This window comes from Natronospira elongata (assembly GCF_034931365.1).
GTDB classification, from domain to species: Bacteria; Pseudomonadota; Gammaproteobacteria; order Natronospirales; family Natronospiraceae; genus Natronospira; species Natronospira elongata.
Map to the genome: position 1 here is coordinate 136,088 of NZ_JAYGII010000003.1, position 23,312 is coordinate 159,399.

The 23,312-nt window shown below is 61.8% G+C and carries 21 protein-coding genes; 9 read left to right on the plus strand and 12 right to left on the minus strand.

Going from position 1 to position 23,312, the window contains the following annotated elements:
• Positions 1–94: 94 nt before the first annotated feature.
• A complete protein-coding gene (gene aceE / locus VCB98_RS02715) occupies positions 95–2,761 on the minus strand; it encodes a pyruvate dehydrogenase (acetyl-transferring), homodimeric type (RefSeq protein WP_346050228.1) in 2,667 nt (888 codons plus the stop codon).
• 280 nt (positions 2,762–3,041) lie between these two features.
• Between aceE and VCB98_RS02720 the strand changes: the two genes are divergently transcribed.
• Genes VCB98_RS02720 through rnt form a run of 3 tightly spaced genes read left to right on the plus strand, consistent with a single transcriptional unit; the run spans position 3,042 to position 6,304 of the window.
• Positions 3,042–4,550, plus strand: a complete 1,509-nt coding sequence (locus VCB98_RS02720) for a M17 family metallopeptidase (protein WP_346050230.1) — start codon at positions 3,042–3,044, stop codon at positions 4,548–4,550.
• Between the two features lie 54 nt (positions 4,551–4,604).
• Positions 4,605–5,648: a dihydroorotase gene (gene pyrC, locus VCB98_RS02725; RefSeq protein ID WP_346050232.1), complete on the plus strand. Its 1,044-nt coding sequence runs from the start codon at positions 4,605–4,607 to the stop codon at positions 5,646–5,648.
• Entirely contained in the window at positions 5,645–6,304 is a 660-nt protein-coding gene (rnt, locus tag VCB98_RS02730; protein WP_346050234.1) for a ribonuclease T, read from the plus strand. Before pyrC ends, rnt begins: the two co-directional genes overlap by 4 nt.
• Positions 6,305–6,358: 54 nt before the next feature.
• On the opposite strand, the gene grxD is transcribed toward rnt, so the two are convergent.
• From grxD to VCB98_RS02755, 5 genes are all read right to left on the minus strand, one after another.
• Positions 6,359–6,676 carry a Grx4 family monothiol glutaredoxin gene (gene grxD, locus VCB98_RS02735; protein ID WP_346050236.1) on the minus strand — a complete coding sequence of 106 codons (318 nt, stop codon included), beginning with the start codon at positions 6,674–6,676 and terminating at the stop codon, positions 6,359–6,361.
• Between the two features lie 41 nt (positions 6,677–6,717).
• Positions 6,718–7,065: a BON domain-containing protein gene (locus VCB98_RS02740; RefSeq protein ID WP_346050238.1), complete on the minus strand. Its 348-nt coding sequence runs from the start codon at positions 7,063–7,065 to the stop codon at positions 6,718–6,720.
• 44 nt (positions 7,066–7,109) lie between these two features.
• On the minus strand, positions 7,110–8,651 hold the full coding sequence (locus VCB98_RS02745; protein ID WP_346050240.1) for a hydantoinase B/oxoprolinase family protein: 1,542 nt from the start codon (positions 8,649–8,651) through the stop codon (positions 7,110–7,112).
• Positions 8,652–8,737: 86 nt separating this feature from the next.
• Positions 8,738–8,992 (minus strand): DUF1289 domain-containing protein, encoded by a 255-nt coding sequence (locus VCB98_RS02750; RefSeq protein WP_346050242.1) that lies wholly within the window; start codon positions 8,990–8,992, stop codon positions 8,738–8,740.
• 62 nt (positions 8,993–9,054) lie between these two features.
• Positions 9,055–9,639, minus strand: coding sequence for a superoxide dismutase (locus VCB98_RS02755; protein WP_346050244.1), 585 nt, complete (start codon positions 9,637–9,639; stop codon positions 9,055–9,057).
• Between the two features lie 182 nt (positions 9,640–9,821).
• On the opposite strand from VCB98_RS02755, the gene VCB98_RS02760 reads away from it, so the two are divergent.
• The 4 genes from VCB98_RS02760 (at position 9,822) to VCB98_RS02775 (ending at position 14,657) form a co-directional block, all read left to right on the plus strand.
• Complete coding sequence (locus VCB98_RS02760; protein WP_346050246.1) at positions 9,822–10,436, plus strand: urate hydroxylase PuuD; 615 nt, start codon at positions 9,822–9,824, stop codon at positions 10,434–10,436.
• 189 nt (positions 10,437–10,625) lie between these two features.
• On the plus strand, positions 10,626–11,147 hold the full coding sequence (locus VCB98_RS02765; protein WP_346050248.1) for a retropepsin-like aspartic protease family protein: 522 nt from the start codon (positions 10,626–10,628) through the stop codon (positions 11,145–11,147).
• A 50-nt stretch (positions 11,148–11,197) separates the two neighbouring features.
• Entirely contained in the window at positions 11,198–12,031 is an 834-nt protein-coding gene (nadC, locus tag VCB98_RS02770; RefSeq protein ID WP_346050250.1) for a carboxylating nicotinate-nucleotide diphosphorylase, read from the plus strand.
• Positions 12,032–12,191: 160 nt separating this feature from the next.
• Positions 12,192–14,657, plus strand: a complete 2,466-nt coding sequence (locus VCB98_RS02775; RefSeq protein WP_346050252.1) for an acyl-CoA dehydrogenase — start codon at positions 12,192–12,194, stop codon at positions 14,655–14,657.
• Positions 14,658–14,761: 104 nt separating this feature from the next.
• Here VCB98_RS02775 and VCB98_RS02780 read toward each other — a convergent pair whose 3' ends face one another.
• A complete protein-coding gene (locus VCB98_RS02780; protein ID WP_346050254.1) occupies positions 14,762–17,290 on the minus strand; it encodes an EAL domain-containing protein in 2,529 nt (842 codons plus the stop codon).
• Between the two features lie 164 nt (positions 17,291–17,454).
• On the opposite strand from VCB98_RS02780, the gene VCB98_RS02785 reads away from it, so the two are divergent.
• Positions 17,455–17,832, plus strand: a complete 378-nt coding sequence (locus VCB98_RS02785; protein ID WP_346050256.1) for a hypothetical protein — start codon at positions 17,455–17,457, stop codon at positions 17,830–17,832.
• Positions 17,833–17,849: 17 nt separating this feature from the next.
• Here the strand turns inward: VCB98_RS02785 and VCB98_RS02790 are convergent, their stop codons facing one another.
• Positions 17,850–18,350 carry a hypothetical protein gene (locus tag VCB98_RS02790; protein WP_346050258.1) on the minus strand — a complete coding sequence of 167 codons (501 nt, stop codon included), beginning with the start codon at positions 18,348–18,350 and terminating at the stop codon, positions 17,850–17,852.
• Positions 18,343–18,975: a YigZ family protein gene (locus VCB98_RS02795; protein WP_346050260.1), complete on the minus strand. Its 633-nt coding sequence runs from the start codon at positions 18,973–18,975 to the stop codon at positions 18,343–18,345. Before VCB98_RS02795 ends, VCB98_RS02790 begins: the two co-directional genes overlap by 8 nt.
• A 62-nt stretch (positions 18,976–19,037) precedes the next feature.
• On the opposite strand from VCB98_RS02795, the gene thiI reads away from it, so the two are divergent.
• Positions 19,038–20,333 (plus strand): tRNA uracil 4-sulfurtransferase ThiI, encoded by a 1,296-nt coding sequence (gene thiI, locus VCB98_RS02800; RefSeq protein WP_346050262.1) that lies wholly within the window; start codon positions 19,038–19,040, stop codon positions 20,331–20,333.
• Between the two features lie 12 nt (positions 20,334–20,345).
• Here the strand turns inward: thiI and VCB98_RS02805 are convergent, their stop codons facing one another.
• Genes VCB98_RS02805 through VCB98_RS02815 form a run of 3 tightly spaced genes read right to left on the minus strand, consistent with a single transcriptional unit; the run spans position 20,346 to position 23,187 of the window.
• Positions 20,346–21,881: an alpha/beta fold hydrolase gene (locus VCB98_RS02805; RefSeq protein ID WP_346050264.1), complete on the minus strand. Its 1,536-nt coding sequence runs from the start codon at positions 21,879–21,881 to the stop codon at positions 20,346–20,348.
• Positions 21,872–22,402: a hypothetical protein gene (locus tag VCB98_RS02810; RefSeq protein ID WP_346050266.1), complete on the minus strand. Its 531-nt coding sequence runs from the start codon at positions 22,400–22,402 to the stop codon at positions 21,872–21,874. Before VCB98_RS02810 ends, VCB98_RS02805 begins: the two co-directional genes overlap by 10 nt.
• The gene (locus VCB98_RS02815; protein WP_346050268.1) at positions 22,399–23,187 is read right to left on the minus strand and encodes a hypothetical protein; all 789 of its coding nucleotides are present in this window, start codon (positions 23,185–23,187) and stop codon (positions 22,399–22,401) included. Before VCB98_RS02815 ends, VCB98_RS02810 begins: the two co-directional genes overlap by 4 nt.
• Positions 23,188–23,312: the final 125 nt, after the last annotated feature.

Below are 23,312 nucleotides of genomic sequence, written 5' to 3' on the forward strand. Positions count from 1 at the left end.
CTTGTACTGGCTTCGAGTACCGGGCTACGAGCCACTAGCAACGATCGACGAGCCGGCTGCTCGAAGCTCGTTACTCGTGGCTCGGAGCTCTCCGTCACACGGTGACGGGATTCGGCGCATCCGGATCGATGCCGTATTTCTTGATGGCTTCGGCCACTTTCTTCTTGTCGAACCCGCCCTCATCGGCCAGCGCCTTCAATGCGGTCACGGCGATGTGATAGCGGTTCACTTCGAAGAAACGACGCAGATTGTCGCGGCTGTCGCTGCGGCCGTAGCCATCGGTGCCCAGGGTCAGATAATGGCGATCCATCCAGGGGCGAATCTGATCCGGGAAGGCGCGAATGTAATCCGTGGCCGCCACGGCCGGGCCATCGAAGCCTTCCATCTGTTTTTCCACCCAGCTACGGCGCGGCTTTTTGGCATCCGGATGCAGGCGATTCCAGCGATCCACATCCATGCCGTCCCGACGCAGCTCGGTGAAGCTGGTGGCGCTCCAGATGTCGGCGCTGACGCCAAAGTCCTTCTCCAGCAACTCGGCCGCCGCAATGACTTCGCGGAAGATGGTGCCGGAACCTAGCAGCTGCACCCGCTTTTTCTTGCGCTTGTCACCCTGACGGAAGAGATACAAGCCCTTGCGGATGCCCTCTTCGGCGCCTTCCGGCATGGCCGGGTGGGTGTAGTTCTCGTTCATCATGGTGATGTAGTAGAAGACATTTTCCTTGTCTTCGTACATGCGCTTGAGGCCATCGTGCACCACGACCGCCATTTCGTAGGCAAAAGCCGGATCATAGGCCACACAATTGGGGATAGTGGAACTCAGGATATGGCTGTGGCCATCCTGGTGCTGCAACCCTTCCCCATTCAGGGTGGTTCGACCGGCGGTGCCGCCCATGAGGAAGCCGCGGGCCTGCATGTCACCGGCGGCCCAGGCGAAATCACCGATGCGCTGGAAGCCGAACATGGAGTAGTAGCTGTAGAAGGGAATGGTGGGCACACCCCAGTTGGCCGGGGCCGTGGCCGCCGCCACCCATGAGGACATGGCACCCGCCTCGGTAATGCCTTCTTGCAGAATCTGACCTTTCTTGTCTTCCTTGTAGAACATCAGCTGGTCGGCATCCTGGGGCTTGTAGAGCTGGCCCACGGAACTGTAGATCCCCAACTGACGGAACAGCCCGTCCATGCCGAAGGTGCGGGCCTCATCCGGAATGATCGGCACAATGTACTTACCGATCTGCTTGTCCTTGGTGAGCGCGGTCAGCATCCGCACAAAGGCCATGGTGGTGGAGATTTCCCGATCCGTGCCATTGAGGTGCTGCTTGAAGATATCAATGGCCGGGATTTCCAGCTTCGGTGATTTATCTTCCCGGGCCGGCAGGTACCCACCCAGCTTCTCGCGCCGGGACTTCATGTACTTGATTTCGGGACTGTCTTCCTTGGGACGATAGATCGGCACGTCATTGATCTTCTCATCCGATATGGGCAGGTTGAGCCGATCCCGATAGTACTTGAGGTCTTCCTCGCCCAGCTTCTTCTGCTGGTGAGCAATGTTCTTCGCCTCGGCAGCCTTGCCCATGCCGAAGCCCTTGACGGTCTTTGCCAGAATGACGGTGGGCTGCCCCTTGTGATTCACCGCATGGTGGTAGGCCGCGTAGACCTTGCGGGCATCATGGCCACCTCGGTTGAGGCGCCAGATCTCCTCGTCGGACATGTTGGCGACCATTTCCTTGAGCTCGGGATACTTGCCGAAGAAATATTCCCGCGTGTAGGCGCCGCCCTTGGCCTTGAAGTTCTGGTACTCGCCATCCACGGCTTCTTCCATGCGACGACGCAGCAGACCCTTGGTGTCCTTTTCCAGCAGCGGATCCCAACGGTTACCCCAGATCAACTTGATCACATTCCAGCCGGAGCCGAGGAAATCGGCTTCCAGCTCCTGGATGATCTTGCCGTTGCCCCGCACCGGGCCATCCAGGCGCTGCAGGTTGCAGTTGACCACGAAGATCAGGTTATCCAGGCCTTCCCGGGCAGCCAGGCTGATGGCACCCAGGGATTCCGGCTCGTCCATCTCCCCATCACCCAGGAAACACCAGACCTTGGCGTCCTTGGGATCGATCAGACCGCGATGCTCCAGGTAGCGCATATAGCGGGCATGATAGATGCCCATGATGGGGCCCAGCCCCATCGAAACGGTGGGGAATTGCCAGTAATCGGGCATCAACCAGGGATGGGGGTAGGACGTAATCCCCTTGCCATCCACATCTTCTCGGAAATGCAGCAACTGCTCCTCACTCAGGCGGCCTTCCAGGTAGCTCCGAGCATAGATACCGGGAGAGGAATGGCCCTGGATATAGACCTTGTCACCAGGATGGTCATCGCTGGGGGCGCGCCAGAAGTGATTGAAACCGACTTCATAGAGAATGGCCGAGGAGGCGTAACTGGCAATATGACCGCCCAGTTCGGTGCCCTTGCGGTTGGCGTGCACGACCATGGCCATGGCATTCCAGCGGATCATGGCCTCGATACGCTTCTCCAGCTCCCGGTCGCCTGGATAACCCGGTTCGCGAGCGGTTGAAATGGTATTGAGATAGGCCGTGTTGGGCCGATAGGGCAAATAGGCACCAGAGCGCCGGGCGTGATCGATCAGTTGTTCCAGGAGGAAGTGGGCACGCTCCGGGCCGTGCACGGCCAGGGCGGATTCCAGGGACTCGATCCACTCCCGGGTCTCGTCCGGGTCCACATCTTTGAAGCGTTCGTTGTCCGCCATGTTGAATCCTTAATCAGCAGGAATTTTTATTCATCTTTCCGGCATCTGTCGTAGGATGCCGGGTTGCAGCCTTCGCCGAAGCCGTTTGAACAGCGTGACGAAGACGCGAAGGAAGGCTGGGCCCGGTGGGGCGGGCGTGGATTGCGGCGCCGACATGCCCCGGGCCGAGGAAGGTCGGGCGCATCGACGGCCACGCGACACATTGGGCTGACCGCCGCCACCCACCGTTCAAACAGCGAGTATGATCGTTTTTTGCACTGCCAAGGTCAAGGACAACACCATGCCCCTGAAACTGCCCGATTTGCCGAAAATCCAGATAAAACAGGACACAAGGCTCCCGGATGAAAGCCCGGAGCAGCAATTCGATGCCATGATCCTGATCATTGACGGGGCGGAGGAGACGGCCGGCATTCAAACGCGGCAACCCGCCTGGCTCGGCGGGATAGAGGCGGACTGTTTCCAACAGCATCCAGAGAGCAGCAATCCCGCCGTTGGCAGCCGCGGCGGCTGCCGCATCGCCCGGCTGCGCGTGGACAAGGGGCTGAATGCCTTCCAGGCCCTGTCATTGGCCCGCAAGACCCTGGAATTGCTGCTCTCGGACCGGCCCCGGAAACTGGCGGTGATTGATCTTGCCGCCGACATCCACCAGGGCGAGAGGATGACCGAAGCCATCATTGCGGGCCTCTACGCTGCCCTCTACCAGCCGCCCCGCAGCGGCCGCACTACCCTGGAAGCGCTTAGCGTGGAGAGCCTTGACCTGTTTGGTCCCCACCGGGCGCCCGACATCAGTCGGGCAGAGGCCACGGCGGAAGGCAATCAGCTGGCCCGATGGCTGACCCAGCTACCGGGCAATCACCTCTCTCCCGGTCAATATCGGGAACTGGCCGAAAGCCTGGCGCGCCAGGAAGGTTGGGACAGCCACTTTTACGATGAGCAGGAGCTGGACCGTTTGGGCGCCGGTGCCTTTCTCTCGGTCACCGCCGCCAGTCCAAACCGGGACGCCGGCATCCTCCGCCTCAGCTACCGCCCGGCTGGCGGGACCAGCGCACCTCTGGCCCTGGTGGGCAAGGGAATCTGTTTCGATACCGGCGGCACAAACCTGAAAAATGCCAGCGGCATGTACGGCATGCATGGTGACATGCAGGGCAGTGCGGTAGCGCTGGGCACCCTGCTTGCCCTTAGCCGCCTGAAATTCCCCCATGCCGTGGACTGCTGGCTCGCCCTGGCGGAAAACCACATTGGGTCCCGTGCCACGCGACCGAATGACGTGGTCACCGCCCTTGACGGGACCACCATCGAGATCGTCAACACCGATGCCGAGGGCCGCATGGTGCTGGCCGATACATTGGCCCTGGCCAGTCGCCAGCAACCCAGGGCAATCCTGGATTACGCCACCCTCACCGGCAGCTGTGTAGCCGCCCTCGGGCAACGCATGAGCGGTGCCATGAGCAACCGCCGCGACTGGGTCGAAGCCCTGATTCGCGCCGGGGAGCGTAGCGGTGAGCGGGTCTGGCCGCTGCCCTGGGAAGCGGATTACGACGAAGATCTGGAATCGTCCGTGGCCGACGTCATCCAGTGTCGCCCCCCGGCCGAGGCCGATCACCTCTATGCGGCCCGCTTTCTTGGCCGTTTCGTCGCTGAGGATATCGGCTGGGTACATATAGACCTCTCCGCCGGCAAACGGGAGGGCGGCCTGGCCCACGTCCCCGGCGATGTGACCGGTTTTGGTGTCCGTTTCGGCGTGGAATGGCTCAGTTTCCTGGACAACTCCCTGATCGGAGAAAAGTAGTCGGAACGGGGGCTGGTACAATGGCCGCCGTATCCGATGCAAATCAGGAAGCTCATGGACACCTTCGTAATCTCTCGCCCCGATGACTGGCATTTGCATGTGCGCGATGGGGCCGCCATGCAGGCCGTGGTCCCGGAGACGGCCCGCATCTTTGCCCGCGCCATCATCATGCCCAATCTGAACCCCCCGGTGACCACCGTCGCTGAGGCGGAAGCCTACCGGGACCGCATTCAGGCTGCGATCCCTGAAGGTAGTGACTTTCGGCCGCTCATGACCCTGTACCTGACGGACAATACGGACGAAGACACCATCAAGGCCGCCGCCGAGCATGATGACATCCACGCCTTCAAACTCTATCCGGCGGGCGCCACCACCAACTCGGCCTCGGGCGTCACCGACATCCGCAATGTCCGAGGCGCCCTGGAGGCCATGGCGGAACATGACATTCCCCTGCTGGTTCATGGCGAGGTAACCCGGCCGGAAGTGGACTTCTTCGACCGGGAGAAGCGCTTCATCGACGAAGTACTCATGCAGGTGGTGGAGGACCATGCTCCATTGCGGGTGGTCTTCGAACACATCACCACTCAGGAAGCAGTGGACTTCGTGCACCAGGCGCCGGCACGGGTGGCGGCCACCATCACTCCCCAGCACCTTTTGGAAAATCGCAACGCCCTGTTTCGCGGTGGCCTGCGCCCCCACCATTTCTGCCTCCCCGTCCTGAAGCGGGAGGAAGACCGTCATGCCCTACTGGAAGCGGCCACCAGCGGCTCACCCTCATTCTTCCTCGGCACGGACAGCGCCCCCCACCCCCGTGGCGCCAAGGAATCGGCCTGCGGCTGCGCCGGCATTTACTCGGCTCACACCGCCCTGGAGCTCTATGCAGAGGCCTTTGAGGCCGTGGGACGCCTGGACAGACTGGAAGGGTTTGCCAGCCATTTCGGGGCTGACTTCTATGGCCTGCCACGAAACCAGGGCAAGGTCAGGCTTTCACGGCAGCCTCGGCAAGTCCCGGCTGACCTGCCCATGGGGCCGGATGTGGTCGTACCATTTCGGGCCGGCGAAACAGTCGCCTGGACCGCAGAGCTGGAGCAGGCATGAAAGAGGATTGCGAGAAGGACTACCAGAACCAGGATCCCCGGATTGTTGACCGCTTCCGGAGTTTTCTACCGGTAGTGGTGGATGTGGAGACAGGTGGTTTCAACCCGGCCACCGATGCCCTGCTGGAAATTGCTGCCGTACTGGTGCACATGGATGATCGCGGCGAGCTCTATCGCGGTGAGACCTATCGTTTTCATGTTGCGCCTTTCGAGGGCGCCAACATCGAGGCGGCGGCACTGGAAGTCACGGGCATCGACCCGGATCATCCCCTGCGCCCGTCAATGAAGGAAGCGGACGCCCTGGGCCGGCTTTTCAAGCCGATCCGCGCGGAAGTCCGCAACACTGGCTGTACCCGAGCAATACTGGTTGGCCACAACAGCTGGTTCGACCTCCAGTTCCTCAATGCCGCAGTGGAACGTTGTGGCATCAAACGGAACCCCTTCCATCCCTTCTCAAGCTTCGATACCGCCACTCTGGGCGGCGCTGCCTTCGGCCAGACCGTACTCCACCGGGCAGCCAAGGCAGCGGGGCTACGATGGGATGACAAGGCCGCCCATTCGGCCGCCTATGACGCGGAGCAGACCGCGGAACTATTCTGCGACATCATCAATCGCCTCAAGCCCGTCTATCAGGAAGCCATCGGCAACAGGGAATAAAAAAGGCCGCAGCACTCGGGCTGCGGCCTTTTTCAATGCCCTTTACACAAGGGCTTAGTCGCTGGCGACTGCCTTGAGTTCCTTCTCTAGCTCGCCGGACTGGAACATCTCCATGATGATGTCGCAACCACCGATCAGCTCACCCTTGATGTAGAGCTGAGGGTAGGTAGGCCAGTTGGAATACTCCTTCAGACGCTCCCGAAGTTCCTGATCCTCCAGGATGTTGAAATAGGAAAAAGGCACACCGACCTGCTTGAGTACCTGCGCGGTCTGGGCGGAAAACCCACACTGGGGAAAGTCCGGCGTTCCCTTCATGTAGAGAAGGATGTCGTTGCTGTCCAGCTGTTCCTTGATCTTGTCTTCAATAGTCATAATGGCAAGTCCTGCATGAATGAAAATGGTTGGGCGTTTCGTCAGCCGCCGTTGACGGGCTCCATATCCCGGCGCTCGTCACTGCCGTCAAAATCCACATCGGTGATGACACGGCGCACACCGGGCACGCCCTCGACACGCATCACAATATCGCCAATGGCTTGCGGCTCGGGCACGGAACCGGTCAGGGTGACCACACCCTCTTCCACCGCGACTCGCACGGTCCCTGCGCCACGGACCGGGGCATTACGGATTTCCGACTGCACGGCCCGCTGGATGGAGCGGTCGTCATCCGGATCCACCTCTCCCGGGCCCATCATGGCGCAAGCGGACAGGGCCATTAGCATTCCCAGGAGCATGGCAGGCAACAGCGATTTCCAAGGATTCATGGTCGGCGTCCCAATGGTTGCGGGGAATCTAATGGGGCATTTTATCATGCCGGACCGGGGTCCCCCCAAGCGCCCCCGCCCGGTGTCTCCAGCAACAGTCGATCACCGTCGACGACGGAAAAACTCGCCTTGCCCGGTAATGCCCGGCCATTGAGATGATTACGCCCGGCCTGGCCCTCGCGCCCGCCGGCGAGGCCCCAGGGACCACGGCGTCGACGTTCGCTGATGATGCTGACCTCTGCCTTGTCGAGAAACTGATACTCACGGGCCAGGCCCCAACCGCCCCGATGGCGGCCCCGCCCACCGGAATCCGGCCGGTAGGCATAGCGCAGAACCCGCAGTGGCCAGTTCATTTCCACTACCTCCACCGGGGTATTGAGGGTGTTGGTCATATGGGTATGCACCCCATCCAGGCCCGGCCCGGCCCGATGGGCCCCGCCGCCACCGCCCAGGGTCTCGTAGTAATCCCATCGCCGACCGCTGAGCGACCCCATGGCAAGGTTGTTCATGCTGCCCTGACTGGCCGCGGGCATTTCATCCGGTATGGCCTGAGCCAGTGCGCCAATGAGTGTATCCACCACGCGGCTGCTGGTTTCCACATTGCCCGCCGCCACTGCTGCGGGGGGACGGGCATTGACCAGGCTGCCGACCGGCGCCTGGATGCTGACACCTCGAAAGGCGCCTGCCGAGGCCGGCATCTCCGCCGGCATCAGACAACGGAAGACGTACAGTACCGCAGCCGCGGTCACCGACAGAGGACAGTTGATGTTTCCCGCCACCTGATCGGCAGTGCCATCAAAGTCCACCGTCACATCGCCCCGCTCCACCTTCAGGCATACCCGGATGGGAATATCCTCGGCACCAAAGCCATCATCATCCATGTAATCGGTAAAACAATACCGACCCGAAGGGATGCGAGACAGGGTGGTCCTGGCCATGCGTTCGGCATAATCGTTTATGGCGGCAAGGGCCTGATCCCATTGCGCCCCCTGATGATCGGCCGCCAGCAATCGGAGTTGTTCGACCCCGGCGCGAACCGAGGCGACCTGGGCAGCAAAATCGCCCGCCACCAGGGCGGGGTTGTTCATTCGCCCTGTCAGGGTAGCCATCACCGTCTGATCCAGATCACCATGGCGACCAATCAAGGTCGGCGGAATGATGACGCCCTCGTCATCCAGGTCCCGGGACAGCGGCAGGGAACCGGGGCTGCTGGAACCAATGTCGGAGTGGTGGGCGCGGTTGGCGACAAAGCCGAGCAGCCGCCCCGCCTCGAAAACCGGCATGATCACGGTTACATCCGGCAGATGGGTTCCGCCGAGATAGGGGTCATTGAGGGCGAGGATGTCACCTGCCGCCCAGTCGCGGACATCCACCACATCTCGCATGGCATGGGCCATGCTGCCCAGATGGACGGGAATATGGGCCGCCTGGGCGCAGAGTTCACCACGGGCATCAAAAAGGGCACAGGAAAAATCCAGCCGGTCACGGATATTCGGGGAAAAGGCGGCCCGGCGCAGCACTGCGCCCATCTGCTCACAAATGCTGTTGATGCGATTGATGAAAACGGACAGTCGAACCGGATCCAAGCTGACCCCCCATCCGATGAATGGACCTCAAGGGTACTTGGCCGGGGGGCGGGAAACAAACGGCCAAGGATGAGGCCATGGATTGTCTAGCCGGCAGGGTCCCTCTCGGGCAACTGGCGCACCACTTCCCACTGCTCTTCGGGACTCAACTGACTCCATTGAGCAATTTCCGTCAGTGAGCGAAAGCAGCCCATGCAATAGCCCTCGTCATCCATTGTGCAGACACCCACACAGGGGGATTCCGGCGGTTCGGGACTGGCCGGCATGGCGCGCGGCGACTGCCGGTCAGGCTCGTGGTCGGCCGGGGATTTGAGGTACTGGCGTACGACTGCCTTGCTCATGGCTGATGTCTCGGTCACTCAAATGAAGGCCCGCGCGGGCTGCGCGGGCCTCGCATTGTACATTATTTGGCCAGATTGGCCGCGGCGAACTCCCAGTTCACCAGCTTCCAGAACGCCTCCATGTACTTGGGGCGGGCGTTGCGATAGTCGATGTAATAGGCATGCTCCCAGATATCGCAGGTGAGCAGCGGCGTGAGACTGTCATCGCTCAGCGGAGTTTCAGCATCATCCGTCTGCACGATATCCAGGCTGCCATCGGCTTTCTTCACCAGCCAGCCCCAACCGGAGGCAAAATTGGCCACGGTCTGTTCGGTGAACTCCTTGCGGAAGGCATCCACCGAGCCCCAGCGCTTCTCGATGGCGGCTTTCAGCTCACCGTCCGGCTCACCGCCGCCATTGGGGCTGAGAGACTGCCAGTAGAAGTTGTGGTTCCAGACCTGGGCGGCCTGGTTGAACAGTTTGCCGCTGGCCTTTTTCACCAAGTCTTCCAGACTCAGCTCGGCATCGGGCGTGCCCTCCACCAGGCCATTGAGGGTATTGACGTAGGTCTGGTGGTGCTTGCCGTAGTGATATTCCAGGGTTTCCCGGCTGATATGGGGCTCCAGGGCATCCATGGCATAGGGCAGCTGCATCAACTCGTGACTCACTCGGGCCTCCTTAGTGTGGCTCATTGGGATAATACCGGCCGGCCGCGCCCGCAATCCGGGCAGGCCTTGTAATCCACCGGTTCTGTCCTAGGGTTTAGGGGGTACGTTCCAGCGCTCTCCTGGAACGCGTTTCCATTATCCACCATCTGTCAAGTCTCGAAACCAACGAGAGGTACACAAGAATGAATCCACTCAATTCCATCAAGGGTGTCTGGATCCTGGGCTTTGTGCTCGCGGTGATTCTGGGCGTGGTGGTCAACCTCACCGCCACCGGTAGCTGGTTTGACTTCAATCACGCCGAGTTCTGGCGCTGGATTCACGTCATTGCCGGCATTGTCTGGATTGGCCTGCTCTACTATTTCAACTTCGTCCAGATTCCGGCGGTGGCCCAGGCCGGCAGTGAGGCAGCCCCCATCAACCGCTTCGTGGCCCCCACGGCACTGCTCTGGTTCCGCTGGGCCGCCGTCGCTACCTGGGTGTCCGGCGCCATCTATCTCGCCATCATCCAGCAGTTCGCCAATGTCTTCACCCTGGGCTTTGCTGGCGGGTTCGACGCCGCCTACGGCCTGCCCATGGGCATCGGCGTCTGGCTCGGGACCATCATGCTGATCAATGTCTGGGCACTGATCTGGCCGAACCAGAAGAAGGTTCTGGGTATTGTCGAGGCCAGTGACGAGGAAAAGACCAAGGCCAAGCAGATCGCCAAGATGGCCTCGCGCACCAATGTGGTCCTGTCCATTCCCATGCTCATGTTCATGGTCGCCGCCAGGGGTGGCGTCTCGGTGCTCGCCCTCTGAACGGAGCACCCCCGACCATCAAGCGCAACGGCCCGCTTCGGCGGGCCGTTTTTTTGGCTATCCGTCATCGAAGGGCTCTCGACAAAACCTAAGCCACCCACCAACACGACCAAAATCCCCCCCCTTCACCAGATCTTCTTTGTCGCACCAACCCGGGCACCCTATACTGGCCCCATGAAGCCAATCCGCTTGCAAACCGGCCGTGGCCGCCCCGAATTCATCATGCTCCTGGTGGGCCTGTTGCTGGCCCTGGGCGTGCTTACCCTGGCCTTTGAGCGGATTCTGGACCAACGCCAGCACCCCAACCAGGCCGTCAGCGCCCAGGCCCTGCAGGATGGCAGCCTGGAGATTCGTCTCGACCGAAATCCCCAGGGTCATTATCTGGCCAGTGGTCACATCAACGGCGAGCCGGTCCGCTTTCTCATCGATACCGGTGCCACCGGCATTTCCGTCCCCGGACACCTGGCCCGGAAGCTGGGACTGGAACGTGGCGCCGCCATCCCCACCCGCACTGCCGGCGGTCGGGTGAACAGCTACCTCACCCAGCTCGAGAGTGTCAGCCTGGGCGGCATCCGCCAGGACGATGTGCGCGCTACCATCAACCCCCATATGGACCTGGATGAAGTCCTGCTGGGCATGAGCTTTCTCGGCCCGCTGGAAATGGAGCAGCGCGACGGCACCCTGGTGATCCGGCAACCCGCCCGACACTGAACGCCCATCGGCGGTATAATTCCGCGCCCGATTTCTCCCAGGAGACCGCTGTGCTGCCCTTACCCAAGGATCTGGACAAACAGGTTGACCGCGCCATTGAGGAGGATCTGGGCGACGGCGATCTCACTGCCGCTCTGATTCCGGCTGACCGCCAGGCCCAGGGCTACATTCTCACCCGCGAGGCGGCGGTTCTCTGCGGCACGCCCTGGGCCGAGGCCGTGTTTTCCCGCATTGATCCCCAGATCAGGGTGGAATGGCTTGCCCGGGAAGGCCAGCAGTTGGCGGCGGATACCCGCTTTGCCCGTCTCTACGGCCCGGCACGAAGTCTGTTGACCGCTGAACGGACTGCCCTCAATTTCCTCCAGACTCTGTCCGCCACCGCCACCGAAACCGCCCGCTATGTCGCCCTGGTGGCTGGCAGCAACACCCGTATTCTGGATACCCGCAAGACCCTCCCCGGCCTGCGCACCGCGCAAAAATATGCCGTACGCTGCGGTGGTGGCCATAACCACCGTGTGGGCCTGTTCGACGGTATCCTGATCAAGGAGAACCACATCGCTGCCTGCGGCGGGATTGGTGCGGCAGTGGCGGAAGCCAGGCGACACCACCCCGGGGTCGCGGTGGAAGTGGAAGTGGAAGACCTGAGCGAGCTGGATGCGGCCCTGACAGCGGGTGCCGACATCCTGATGCTGGACAATTTTGACCTCCCCGGCCTGCGCGAGGCAGTGAAAATCAACGCCGGGCGCGCCAAGCTGGAAGCCTCCGGAGGGCTCACTGAGGAGGCGCTGCGCGGAGTCGCTGATACCGGGGTGGATTTCATTTCCGTCGGCGCGCTCACCAAGCACATTCGCGCCATCGACCTGTCCATGCGGCTGGATCCCTGAGCCGCTGGGGCAGCGAGATATTCCGGCACAGCTTGACCCAAATCAGATTTCGCTCGCCGCCCAATATGGTATGCTGAGCGGCCCGTGAAACAAGCGTTTGAATTTTGCCCTTCCGGGCACTCAACAGCTTCATTTCGACATCTCGAACAGGAGGACGACCATGTCCGGCCTTGTCTGGTTTCTCGTCACCATCGCCCTGGCCCTTTCCCTGGCCTATATCCGGGCGAGCCTCCCCGTATGGACCGGCGCCTTCGCCGCCCTGATCGGGGCCAACTGGCTTATCTCCGGCAGCCTGCCGCTGGTGGCCACCATTGTTTTCCTGGCTGTGGCCATTCCCCTGAACGTCCTGTCCCTGCGGCGGGCAGTGTTCAGCAGCCGGCTGCTGAACTGGTTCCGTTCGGTCATGCCCCCTATTTCTCAGACCGAGAGGGTGGCCCTGGATGCGGGCAACACCTGGTGGGACGCTGACCTGTTTACCGGCCAGCCGGACTGGAACAAGCTCCTGAGCTATCCCTCGCCGCAGCTGACTGACGAGGAACAGGCCTTCGTGGACGGACCCACCGAAGAGCTTTGCAAGATGATCGATGACTGGCAGATCACTCATGAGCTCAACGATCTGCCCGCACCGGTGTGGGATTTCCTGCGCGACAACCGTTTCTTCGGCATGATCATTCCCAAGGAATACGGTGGCCTCGGCTTCTCCGCCCTGGCCCACTCCTCGGTGGTGATGAAGGTTGCCAGTCGCAGTCCTTCCGCCGGTGTGACCGTGATGGTGCCCAATTCCCTCGGGCCGGGTGAGCTCTTGCTCCATTACGGTACTGACAAACAGAAGGACTACTATCTGCCGCGGCTGGCCAAGGGCGAGGAAATCCCCTGTTTCGCCCTGACCGGCCCCCATGCCGGCTCCGACGCGGGCGCCATCCCCGATACCGGGATCGTCTGCAAGGGTGAGCACAACGGCAAGGAAGTGCTGGGCTTCCGGCTCAACTGGGATAAGCGCTATATCACCCTGGCCCCGGTGGCCACCTTGCTGGGCGTGGCCTTCAAGGCCTATGACCCGGATGGACTGTTGGGTGACAAGAAGAGCCTGGGCATTACCCTGGCCCTGATCCCCACCGACACGCCGGGCGTGGAGATTGGCGACCGCCATTTCCCCCTCAATGCCTCCTTCCAGAACGGACCTACCCGCGGCAAGGATGTGTTCATACCTATGGAATACCTGATCGGGGATCAGGAGTACATCGGTGAGGGCTGGCGCATGCTCATGAACTGCCTGTCGGTAGGCCGGGCCATCTCCCTCCCGGCCCTGGGCACCGGTGCCGGCAAGCTGTCCAGCCGAGCGACGGGCGCCTATGCCCGGGTTCGCAAGCAGTTCAAGACCCCCATTGGCAAGTTCGAGGGTGTTGAAGAAGGTCTAGCCCGTATCGGGGCCTACACCTACCGCATGGAAGCCATGCGGCGCATGACTGCCGGCGCCCTGGATCTGGGTGAAAAACCATCAGTGCTCTCGGCCATTCTCAAGTACCACTGCACCGAGGGCATGCGCCAGGTCGTGGGTGACGCCATGGATATCCACGGTGGCAAGGGCGTGATGATGGGCCCAGGCAACTACCTGGCCCGCACCTACCAGTCCATTCCCATCAGTATCACGGTGGAGGGTGCCAATATCCTCACCCGCAGCCTGATGATCTTTGGCCAGGGCGCCATCCGCTGCCACCCCTATCTCCTCAAGGAGATGGAGTGTGTGGGCATGGAAGATGAGGAGCAGGCGGTGCGCAAGTTTGACCGCGCCCTCTTCTCCCACGTGGGCTTCACCATCAGCAATGCGGTTCGTGCCTTCGTCACCGGCCTGACCCGGGGTCTGTTCATCCGCACGCCTGAAGCGGGTGAGGTCAGCCGTTATTATCGTCAGTTCTCTCGCATGAGTGCGGCCTTCGCCTTCTCCGCCGATGTGACGCTGCTGTTGCTTGGCGGCGAACTCAAGCGCAAGGAGAAACTCTCCGCCCGCTTCGGTGATGTCCTCAGCCACCTTTACATGGGCTCGAGCATGCTCAAGCAGTTCGAAGACCAGGGTCGTCCTGCTTCGGACCTGCCCATGCTCCACTGGGCCTGTCAGGAATCGCTGTACATCATCGAAGACCGGCTGAACGAGATCTTCCGCAACTTCCCGTCCCCGCTGCTGGGTCGGCTGGTGAAGCTGGTAGTCATGCCCACCGGACGCAGTTTCCGTCGTCCCAGTGACCGTCTCGGTCACGAGGTGGCTTCCCTGCTGCTGACCCCCTCCGCGGCACGCGACCGCCTGACTCGTGGCGTCTGGAGCAGCAAGGACCCCGAGGACCCGGTAGGCAGGGTGGAATATGCCATGGATCGCATGATTACCGCCGAACCGCTGGAGGCCCGTCTTCAGAAAGGCCTGGGCGTGCGGCTGTCGGCAGCCAATCTGGAAGATACCGTCAAGCGCGGCGTGGCCGAGGACGTTATCTCCGAACAGGAGGGCGCAATCATCCTCGAAGCCGCCAAGGCGATGGCCGCCGCGATTGCCGTGGATGAGCTGCCGGCCGAGCGGGAACCGGAGGCCCATGGCAGCTCGGCCCGCCAGGGTGAGGCAGCCAAAGCCACCGGCTAATTGATTGCCACCATGCTGCAAGCACAAAGGCCCCACCTTGCGGTGGGGCCTTTTTTATCGTTAAACATTCAGGAAAAACCCCAAGGAAATGCTGATTCAGGGATTCACGAATCATCCCGGGGCAAGCGCTCTCCCGTTCGAATCAGATCAGCCACATCCTCGGCCATTAAGGGGCGGCTAAAGTAAAAGCCCTGCATCAGACGACAGCCCGCTTCGATCAACAGGTCTCGTTGGACCGACTGTTCGATACCCTCGGCAATCACCTTAAGACCAAGGGCGCTGGCCATGCTGATGGCCGCACCGGTAATGGCCTCGTCCTCACTTGAGCTCGCAATGTCCCGAACGAAGGAGCGGTCCAGTTTGAGAATATCCACCGGCAGGCGTTTCAGCTGACCCAGGGAAGAACTACCGGTGCCGAAATCATCCATGGCCACCCGCACCCCATGCTCCCGCAGGCGATCAAAAACTGCCTGATACTGTTGTTGACCAATCAGCACATCACTCTCGGTCACCTCCGCAACCAGGCGGTTTGCATCAATGCCATTGCGACTCAGACTGCGATCCACCATGCCGGGCAGGCCACCATGACGACATTGCACCATGGAAAAATTGACGCTCATGGTGAGGTCTTCACCCTCAAGCTGATCCCACTCACCCAACTGAGCCAAGGCCCGGTCCAACACCCATTCCCCGATGGGCACAATCAAACCGGTTTCCTCGGCCAAGGGAATGAATTCACCCGGCGACACCATGGTGCCATCAGGGCGTTGCCAGCGAACCAGGGCCTCAACTCCCATGAGGCTGCCGGTTTCCGATTGCACGATAGGCTGATAATGGAGTACGAAATCCTGCTCCTCCACGGCTCGCCGCAATTCATTGTCCATTGACAGGCGACGCACCGCTCGCTCCCGAAGCTCAGGAGTGAAGAAGGCGTAGCGGTTTCGCCCCTGCTTCTTGGCTTCATACATGGCCGCATCCGCATTCTGCAGCAGCCGTTCGGCTTCCTCGGCATGATCGGGAAAGAGGGAGATACCGATACTGCAGGTCAGGGTCACTTCGGTATTGCCCAACATGACCGGTCTCACCAGGCCCTTGCGGATGCGGTTGGCAATGCCACGCAGGGTCTCCAGGCTTTCCACCCCGTGGACAATCACCGTGAACTCATCACCGGCCAGGCGGGCTACCCAATCACCCTCCCGGGTACTGTCCAGTAGACGCTGGGCAATCTCCTGCAGCACCACATCGCCGGCATGGTGCCCCAGAGAGTCATTCACGGCCTTGAAGCGATCCAGGTCCACAAACAGCAGTCCCACCCTCTCCCCTTCCCTGGCTGCCGATTGCAGGGACCGCTGGAAGAATTCGTGGAAGGCATTTCGATTGGGCAGCCGGGTCAGACCATCCAGGGTTGCCATTTCCCGCAGGCGATGCTGAGCCTGTCGTCGGTCGGCAGCGGCAAGTGCCAGGGAAATGAAGTCAACGGCGGAACTGATGAAGTTGTCATCGTCTTCCGTCCAGAAGCGTTGAATCCGGGACTCGGCCATGAGAAAACCGCGAATGCGGCCACCACGCCGGAAGGGGGTCACCAGGGCAGAATAGACCCCATTGGGTCGAAAATAGTCTTCTCGATACAGGGCGGCTCTCGGATCAGCGTTGACGTCGGAGAGCACTAGTGTCCTGGTCTTCTCCAATTCCCGTCGGCTTTCGGCATCGATTCGGATATCGAAGCTTTCATCAGGCTGCTGCCTGGCCTGGTCCCCGTCCAGAATCATTCTGGCCCGAAACAGCTCCTGGTCCAGATTCAGATCCCAGACCGAGACCCTTGTCACCGCCAGTCCCCGTGCCACCCCGCGAGCCACCCCGACAATAGCGGCTTCCAGGTCACCCTCGGCAATAACCGGGTTACGCGCCAATTCCATGAGAATGAGTTTTCGGCGATGGTTGGTGGTCTCACGCCGCCGCAGCTCCGACTCCACCCGTCGCCGCTCCTCCACTTCGGTACGCAAGGACTCGGCCACCGATGCATAAGAAAAACGCGCACTAGTCGCTTCAACCTGATCTCTGTTGATGCGCGGCGCCGCCAGCCCCAAAACCACCGCCGCCAATGCCACCAGGCCGGCGGTAATCTGGCTCAAGGGCTCGCCCACAAAAACCAATCGAAGGAAAACAGGCAAGAGAAAACATGCCAGGGCCAACTGAAACATCCACAGAGCCGGAGCCAGAAGAGGCAATGCAACACCGGAGATAGCCACCATGGACAGGGCAATTATGACCTGGAACTCTGGCTCATCCAGCGGGAAAAACAGGGCGCCGGCTACCCCCCAGATCGGCGCGGCAACTGCCAGGCCCACGCCAAAGGCGATCAGCCAGGTTCGTGGTCGGTTGATATGGCCGCGATAATGAAAAAAGGCCAGGGCCAGGGCCAGACGGCAGAACTCCACCAGACACAGGGTGATAGCCCACGCCATCGCCACACCGGTCTCGACCACTTCCCGGAACAGGGCCGCAAGCAGGAATGCCGCAGGAATGCTGACCACGTGGACCGGCAGGGAATAGCTGAACAAGCGCCGGACCATCTCCGATTGGACCCGCGCATTAACATCCCTGTCAGTTACGGTGACCTTCTTGGCTTCCATCTGGTCCCACCTATTGCCAACCCGAGAACCCATCCTTTGCCGTGACCATGCAGGGAAACCGGTTTCGGAAATCCCCTATTGGTCCACCAGGTCCATGCGGTAGACTGCCGTCAGGTAAACAACATGCCCAAAAACGGCCCGTTGGGCAAATCAGGAGGTAGGAGATGGAACAGCGACGCGGCATCACGCTGATTGGCTTGACCTGCCTTCTGGCTTTCACGACCGCCTGCGCGGGCTTCATTCAAGATCGACAAACCAGGGATCGCCAGGCGAGAATCGAACGGGCCATTCAGGATGATGCCACCTGCCGCCAGCAAGGCCGTGAATTCCCCTCTACCGCCTACACCCGCTGCCGGCAATCCTTACAGGATCAACGGGAGTGGCGTCAGTTGCGCGCCCTGGAGATACTGGAGCCAGAGCCCATGGGCGCCGGCGTTCGTGACCCCTTCCACCGCCCGTCGAGCGAAAGGGGTGATTTCCGCTGCGAAAAACGCCGCTGGGAAGAAACCGAGTGGATTGAGTGTGGTGTGTATCCCAATTAAGCACAGGGAGCCAGCGTCTAGCCCCGGGATGCCTCCCACTCATCGACAGCAGTGCCAAGACGACGCGCACAAGCCCGCAAATGCGCAATTGCGTCTTCATTGGCCTCGGTGCGCAGGGCTTCCCAGGCTTGATCCAGGTATTCCTCACCTGTCCTCGCGATACCGTCGTCTTCCAGCATCTGTGCTGCACGGCGCAAGGCACCCAGGCACTCATCCACACTGGCCTCATCCAGCTCGGATTCCGTAAAAACCAGAGCACAGGCCCCCAGGGGCGCCGCATCCAGGGCCCGGTCCTCGGAGGTTTGCTGATCGAGGGGCACGCTGTGCCGATAACGCGCCACCAGACCTTCAACCATCCAGACCAGGGCCAGCATGGAGGCCATGTCATTGAAAAGGTGAGGATCACCGCGCTCGGCAGCGGTCTCCGCCGCTGCCGCCAGCGCTGGCGCTACGACCAGCCGGTACTCACCGGAAGCCAGTCGCAGAGAATCTGGCGCACTTGTGGGGGTCTCATTCATGCCGGCTTTCGTCCTCCAGTTTGATTTCAATGCGGCCGCTGCTGGCCTGGGTCAATTCATTATCCAGGGCTGACAGGCAGCGTGCGGGTAACTGGGCGCGGATGTGCACCCGCTCACCGTAGTCCACCTCAAGCGCCTGAGCCTCGTGAGCCAGCAGCTGGCGGCGCACCAGACTTTCGTGCTCGAAATCCAGGACCAGCTGCAGCTCCCGGCTGGGCTCCCGCCAGCTCAGTTCAGTGGCGTCCAAAGCCCGTTGCACTGCGGCCCCGTAGGCTCTGACCAGGCCTCCCGCGCCCAGCTTGATACCACCGAAATACCGAATCACCACTACTACCGTGTCACCCAGCCCCTTGTGTTCCAGCACCGACAACATGGGACGGCCGGCGGTGCCGGCTGGCTCGCCCGCATCGTGGCTGCCCATCTCCGCACCGCCCAGGGGATTGCCGGCCACAAAGGCCCAGCAGACATGGCGGGCATCGGGATAGCGGCGGCGGCAATCCTCGACAAAGGCCATCGCCGCTGCTCGACTGTCGGCCCGGCCGAGGCGGGTGATGAAACGGCTGCGCTTGATCTCCAGCTCGGTTTCCACCGACCCGGCGGGATGCTGGTACGGGGTTTCGCTCACGGCCTGCTCGCGCGCTTGGGTGGAAGGGAATGTTATCATGGGCGGCTTTCCACGCATGCTGCGTGGCGACCCAAGCAACCGGATCCGTCAACGTCGTGGCCATTCTTCAGGACAAGATAAACCGAATTCTGCTGACCTATGGTGAACTGGCCCTCAAGGGCCGCAACCTGGACGACTTCAAGCGCCGTCTGCAGGACAATCTGCGTCTTCGTCTGGCGTTCGCGGGCCCCGGCTGGACGGTCCGCTGGCGACATAAGCGCCTGTTCGTGGAAGTCCCTGAACAGGGGCGGGAACAGTTGCCTGCGGTGCTGACGGCGCTGCAGGAGGTAGCGGGCCTGGCCTGGATTCATCCCTGCCGCTGGTTGCCGGGCGACCCGCGCCCCAGCACGGAGCACCTCCCTCAACTGGAATCCTGGTTGCTGGAAATGGCCCGGGCGAGTTACCGCCCGGGTGATCGCTTCCGGGTCACGGTCAATCGGGCCGACAAGCGTTTCCCGGGCCGCTCCAACGCCCTGGAACAGGAGTGGGGCGCACGCCTCATCCAGGAGACCGATTGGGATCAGGTCAGCCTGCGCCGCCCGGAGCGCAATTTTCAGCTCAATATCTATCCCGAGGGCTGCTACCTGTTCTGTGAGCGGCTGCCGGGGATGGGCGGGCTGCCGGTAGGCAGCGGTGGTCGGCTGATGACCATGCTGAGCGGAGGCATAGACTCTCCGGTCGCGGCCTGGATGATGGCCAAACGCGGCTGTAGCCAGGATTTCATCCATTTCACCGCGACCCACCAACAACAGAACGACCCGGCCAGCAACAAGGTGGTGGACATGGTCCGTCACCTGAGTCGTTTTACCATCCGCTCTCGACTCTATCTGGTGCCCTATACCCATTTCGATCTGGCCATGCTGGCCTCTCCCAGCCCCTATGGCGTCATTCTGTTTCGCCGCTTCATGGCTCGGGTGGCGGAAAGCCTCTGCCAGGAGACCGGTGGACTGGCTCTGCTCAACGGCGACAGTCTGGGGCAGGTGGCCTCCCAGACGCTGGAGAACATGGTGAGCAAGTCGCGGGCGGTGACCCTGCCCATCCTCCGCCCCCTGGTAGGTATGGACAAGCAGGAGATAATCGATATCGCTCGACGGATCGGCACTTTTGAGAATGCCATCCAGCCCTACAAGGACTGTTGCGCACTGATTGAACAGTCACCCAAGACACGCTCCGAACATGGGCGCCTGAGCCGGGAGGAAAAGGACGCCTTTGACGACTACGAAGGGCTGATCCGTGACAGCCTAGCCGAGGCAAGGCGGCTGGATTTCCAGTGCGGGGAAGCGGTCGATCCTGATAGCAAGGACCCACTCAGGGGCTGACGAAGGAAAGCGCTAGAGGTTCCTGAAGACCTGCTCCGGGCCCACGCAACGGTCAGGCAGCCGCGCCCGTCCTGGTGCCCGTAGAAAATCGACGACCGCATCGGCAATACAATCGTTATCGAAAACCAGACCATGAGTCCGACCCTCGGCAAGCAGCAAATGACTCTGGGACAGATGTGACTGCTGGTGACGCGCCCACTCCTTGGGGGTGACAGGATCCAACTCGCCGGCCAACAGCAACACCGGCAGATCGGCCTGCACAGGCTGGCGAAAGGCCTCGCCATCGAATTGACCGCTATCCCAGCCATTGACGCAGGGATGATGGCGCCAGATGGACTCGGGAAAGCTCGCCTCAAGCCCAAGAGCCTGGACTGCCTGATCCATGCGCGCCGGATCCGAAACCGCCGATTCCTCGCAGATCGATGCCCAATAAACTGCATCCCGTCGGTCCGGATCCAGGGCCGGCCCCACGACCTGGCTCAGCAGGCCGGCAAGATCCCTGAAATCGTCGCCGGCAGCAGCCACGATGGCCGCCGGCAGGGCTGCCAGGCTGTCGTCAAATACCTGGGCCGCGAAGACGAGATCGGCATAGCGCTTGCCGTCGAGCCAGAGCGGCTGTGGCGGGCGTCCGTTCAGCTCCAGCAACAGCAGCTCGGGTTCCCGGTCAAGTCGCGACTGGAGCTGTTCATGGGCCTCAGCCAAGGCCGGGCCGGGGCAATCCGGCTCTGCCTGGCAACGATCCAAAAGACGATCCCAGGCATCGGCATAAACCGTCGGCAATGTAATGATGGGATCCCGGTCGGTGGGAAAGACACCATCCAGTACGGCAGCCGAGAAGCGCTCGGGCCGTTGCCGCAACAGGGCCAGCGCCATGCGCGAACCATGGGAAAGGCCCAGCAGACGAGCCTGCTGATCACCGACCGCCGCGAGCATGCCGGGCACATCACCAAGCATGTGACGGGCGGCGAAGTCGGCCGGATCCAGACCGTCGGCCTGCAGCCTGTTCCGGCACGCCGCCAGCATCTCGCGACTGGCCACCGCCTCCTCCTCAGGCGTCAGTGGCCGGGCCATGATATCGCTCACCAGCGCGGCCCGGTCCGGGCAGGCGGTGCCGGGCCGGGCATTGCCGGTGCCGCGGGGGTCGAAAATCAATAGCCGCCCCGGAAAACGATGGGCCTGCATCCAGGCTGCCCACAGCCAGGCACTGTCCGCATCCGTCCCGCCGGGGGCACCGGGCCCGCCCGGCAGATGAATGGTCAGAGGGGCGTAGGGAGGCTCACCGTCCCGGCGCAACTCGACAAGGGGCAGCTGAATCGGCTCGCCGCCCTCTGTCCGGACACCGGTATCGTAATCGCTGCAACGGGCAGTGACGCCGGCGGGCAGGCGGAATTGGCAATCCCGCCATTGCAGATCCTCGCTGGCAAGCGGCGGGCGGGGCTGGCTGCCATCCAGGGCCGGCCCGTCCGGCACAGCGGGACGCAACAGCCAGGAAGCCAGAAGCAGCACGGCCAGCAGAATGCTGCCGGCAAGCGCGAGCTTCAGAGGCACCGCGCGCCGCGCTCAATACCGCGCCGGCAATAATGCCGGGCCTCGACCCGGGTCAATTGCCAGCATTCATTGTCACGCTCGAACCGCAGGCGATGGTCGATGCCGGCCAGGGAATCGTCCTTGAACCCCCAACGCTGCAACAGGCCCTCATGACTGTCCTCCGACAGCGCCCGGGCGCGAATGTCCACATCGATGCGATCATCCTGGGCTGCCCCCAGCAGACCGCGCCCCCGGGCCCAGGCCTCCACGACATCCTCAATCTCGCCGCAGAGGGCCTCCTCGGGCAACTGGCTGGTGTCCTCCAGGGCCTCCACATGGACCCATTCGCTGCGAGCGGGCTGGAAGGGACTGTCTGCAGCTCGCTGGCGGTAATCGGTCCAGGCCGGCTGTAGATAGAAACCATTGTCGTCCGCCTCGCCCTGCTGTGCGGGAGGCGATATCTCATCCGCCTGGCAGGCCATCAACCCAGGCAACAGCAATGCGATGATCGCCAGGCCCGGGCGCAAACCATATCGATTCATTCGGTCCTCGCTCGCTCAATCAGATCGCGAATCTGAGAGGCCCGTTTAAAGGCCCCGTTGCCACTGGTGGAAAAGCCGAACAGCGGCTTGGTCTCACCATTCTTCATCCGAATCACCGCCCGATGCGTGGGCCGACTTCGGCCGCCCCGGGAGCTGGAGTAACTGGTCTCCACGTCCACCTCATCGACCTCGGCCAGGGGCAGACGTTCCTCCCGACCGGAGGACTGCCACCAGCGGCGGCGGCGGAGCATCAGCCAGCCGCTACCCGGCAGGGCCTCGACCTCGGCCACATTTCGCACACCCAGAAGCATGTACAGGCCGATGGCCGGAAACAGCAGAATGAACAGGCTCAGCATGCCACCCGCGGCATGACTCAACTCCAGACGCGGCTGGTCCGGATTGTTCACAAACGCATTGACCTCTTGGGCCATGCGCTCGTGGGCAGTCCGGGAGGAACTGCGAAAGGCCGACAGATCCCGGGACCCAGAGGCTGTATCGAGCACGGCCCAGTAATTGGTGCTTGTCCCCCCGTCGCTATTGCGACTGCGCCGAGACCTTACTTCAGCACCGCGCAGGTCCGACAGTGCGAAGACATCATGGGTGCTGGAAAAGGGCCCCACCGACTGGTAAACACACTCCCCACTGGCCCGCTCACAGACCAGATCCACCGCAGCCTGGGAAAAGACCCAATAGATACCGGAGCCCAGCACCACGAAAAAGGCCCCGATAAACATGGAAACCTTGTTACGAAACTCAACCTTGAGGCCGGAAGCCGTATTCATCATTGCTCACTCCCCCCAAAAAATCTCCCTGAGACAACCCCAGAATACCCCACACAGCCACCCACCAAAACCGGATCAAATCAAAGAGCGGTGGCGAAAAGTGACTCAACGAAAAAGGGGCCGCTCAT

Excerpts from the sequence above, each read along its gene's own strand:
- aceE (WP_346050228.1), bottom strand. The coding sequence starts at position 2,761 with ATGGCGGACAACGAACGCTTCAAAGATGTGGACCCGGACGAGACCCGG.
- VCB98_RS02720 (WP_346050230.1), top strand. The coding sequence starts at position 3,042 with ATGCCCCTGAAACTGCCCGATTTGCCGAAAATCCAGATAAAACAGGAC.
- pyrC (WP_346050232.1), top strand. The coding sequence starts at position 4,605 with ATGGACACCTTCGTAATCTCTCGCCCCGATGACTGGCATTTGCATGTG.
- rnt (WP_346050234.1), top strand. The coding sequence starts at position 5,645 with ATGAAAGAGGATTGCGAGAAGGACTACCAGAACCAGGATCCCCGGATT.
- grxD (WP_346050236.1), bottom strand. The coding sequence starts at position 6,676 with ATGACTATTGAAGACAAGATCAAGGAACAGCTGGACAGCAACGACATC.
- VCB98_RS02740 (WP_346050238.1), bottom strand. The coding sequence starts at position 7,065 with ATGAATCCTTGGAAATCGCTGTTGCCTGCCATGCTCCTGGGAATGCTA.
- VCB98_RS02750 (WP_346050242.1), bottom strand. The coding sequence starts at position 8,992 with ATGAGCAAGGCAGTCGTACGCCAGTACCTCAAATCCCCGGCCGACCAC.
- VCB98_RS02760 (WP_346050246.1), top strand. The coding sequence starts at position 9,822 with ATGAATCCACTCAATTCCATCAAGGGTGTCTGGATCCTGGGCTTTGTG.
- VCB98_RS02775 (WP_346050252.1), top strand. The coding sequence starts at position 12,192 with ATGTCCGGCCTTGTCTGGTTTCTCGTCACCATCGCCCTGGCCCTTTCC.
- VCB98_RS02780 (WP_346050254.1), bottom strand. The coding sequence starts at position 17,290 with ATGGAAGCCAAGAAGGTCACCGTAACTGACAGGGATGTTAATGCGCGG.
- VCB98_RS02785 (WP_346050256.1), top strand. The coding sequence starts at position 17,455 with ATGGAACAGCGACGCGGCATCACGCTGATTGGCTTGACCTGCCTTCTG.
- VCB98_RS02790 (WP_346050258.1), bottom strand. The coding sequence starts at position 18,350 with ATGAATGAGACCCCCACAAGTGCGCCAGATTCTCTGCGACTGGCTTCC.
- VCB98_RS02810 (WP_346050266.1), bottom strand. The coding sequence starts at position 22,402 with ATGAATCGATATGGTTTGCGCCCGGGCCTGGCGATCATCGCATTGCTG.
- VCB98_RS02815 (WP_346050268.1), bottom strand. The coding sequence starts at position 23,187 with ATGATGAATACGGCTTCCGGCCTCAAGGTTGAGTTTCGTAACAAGGTT.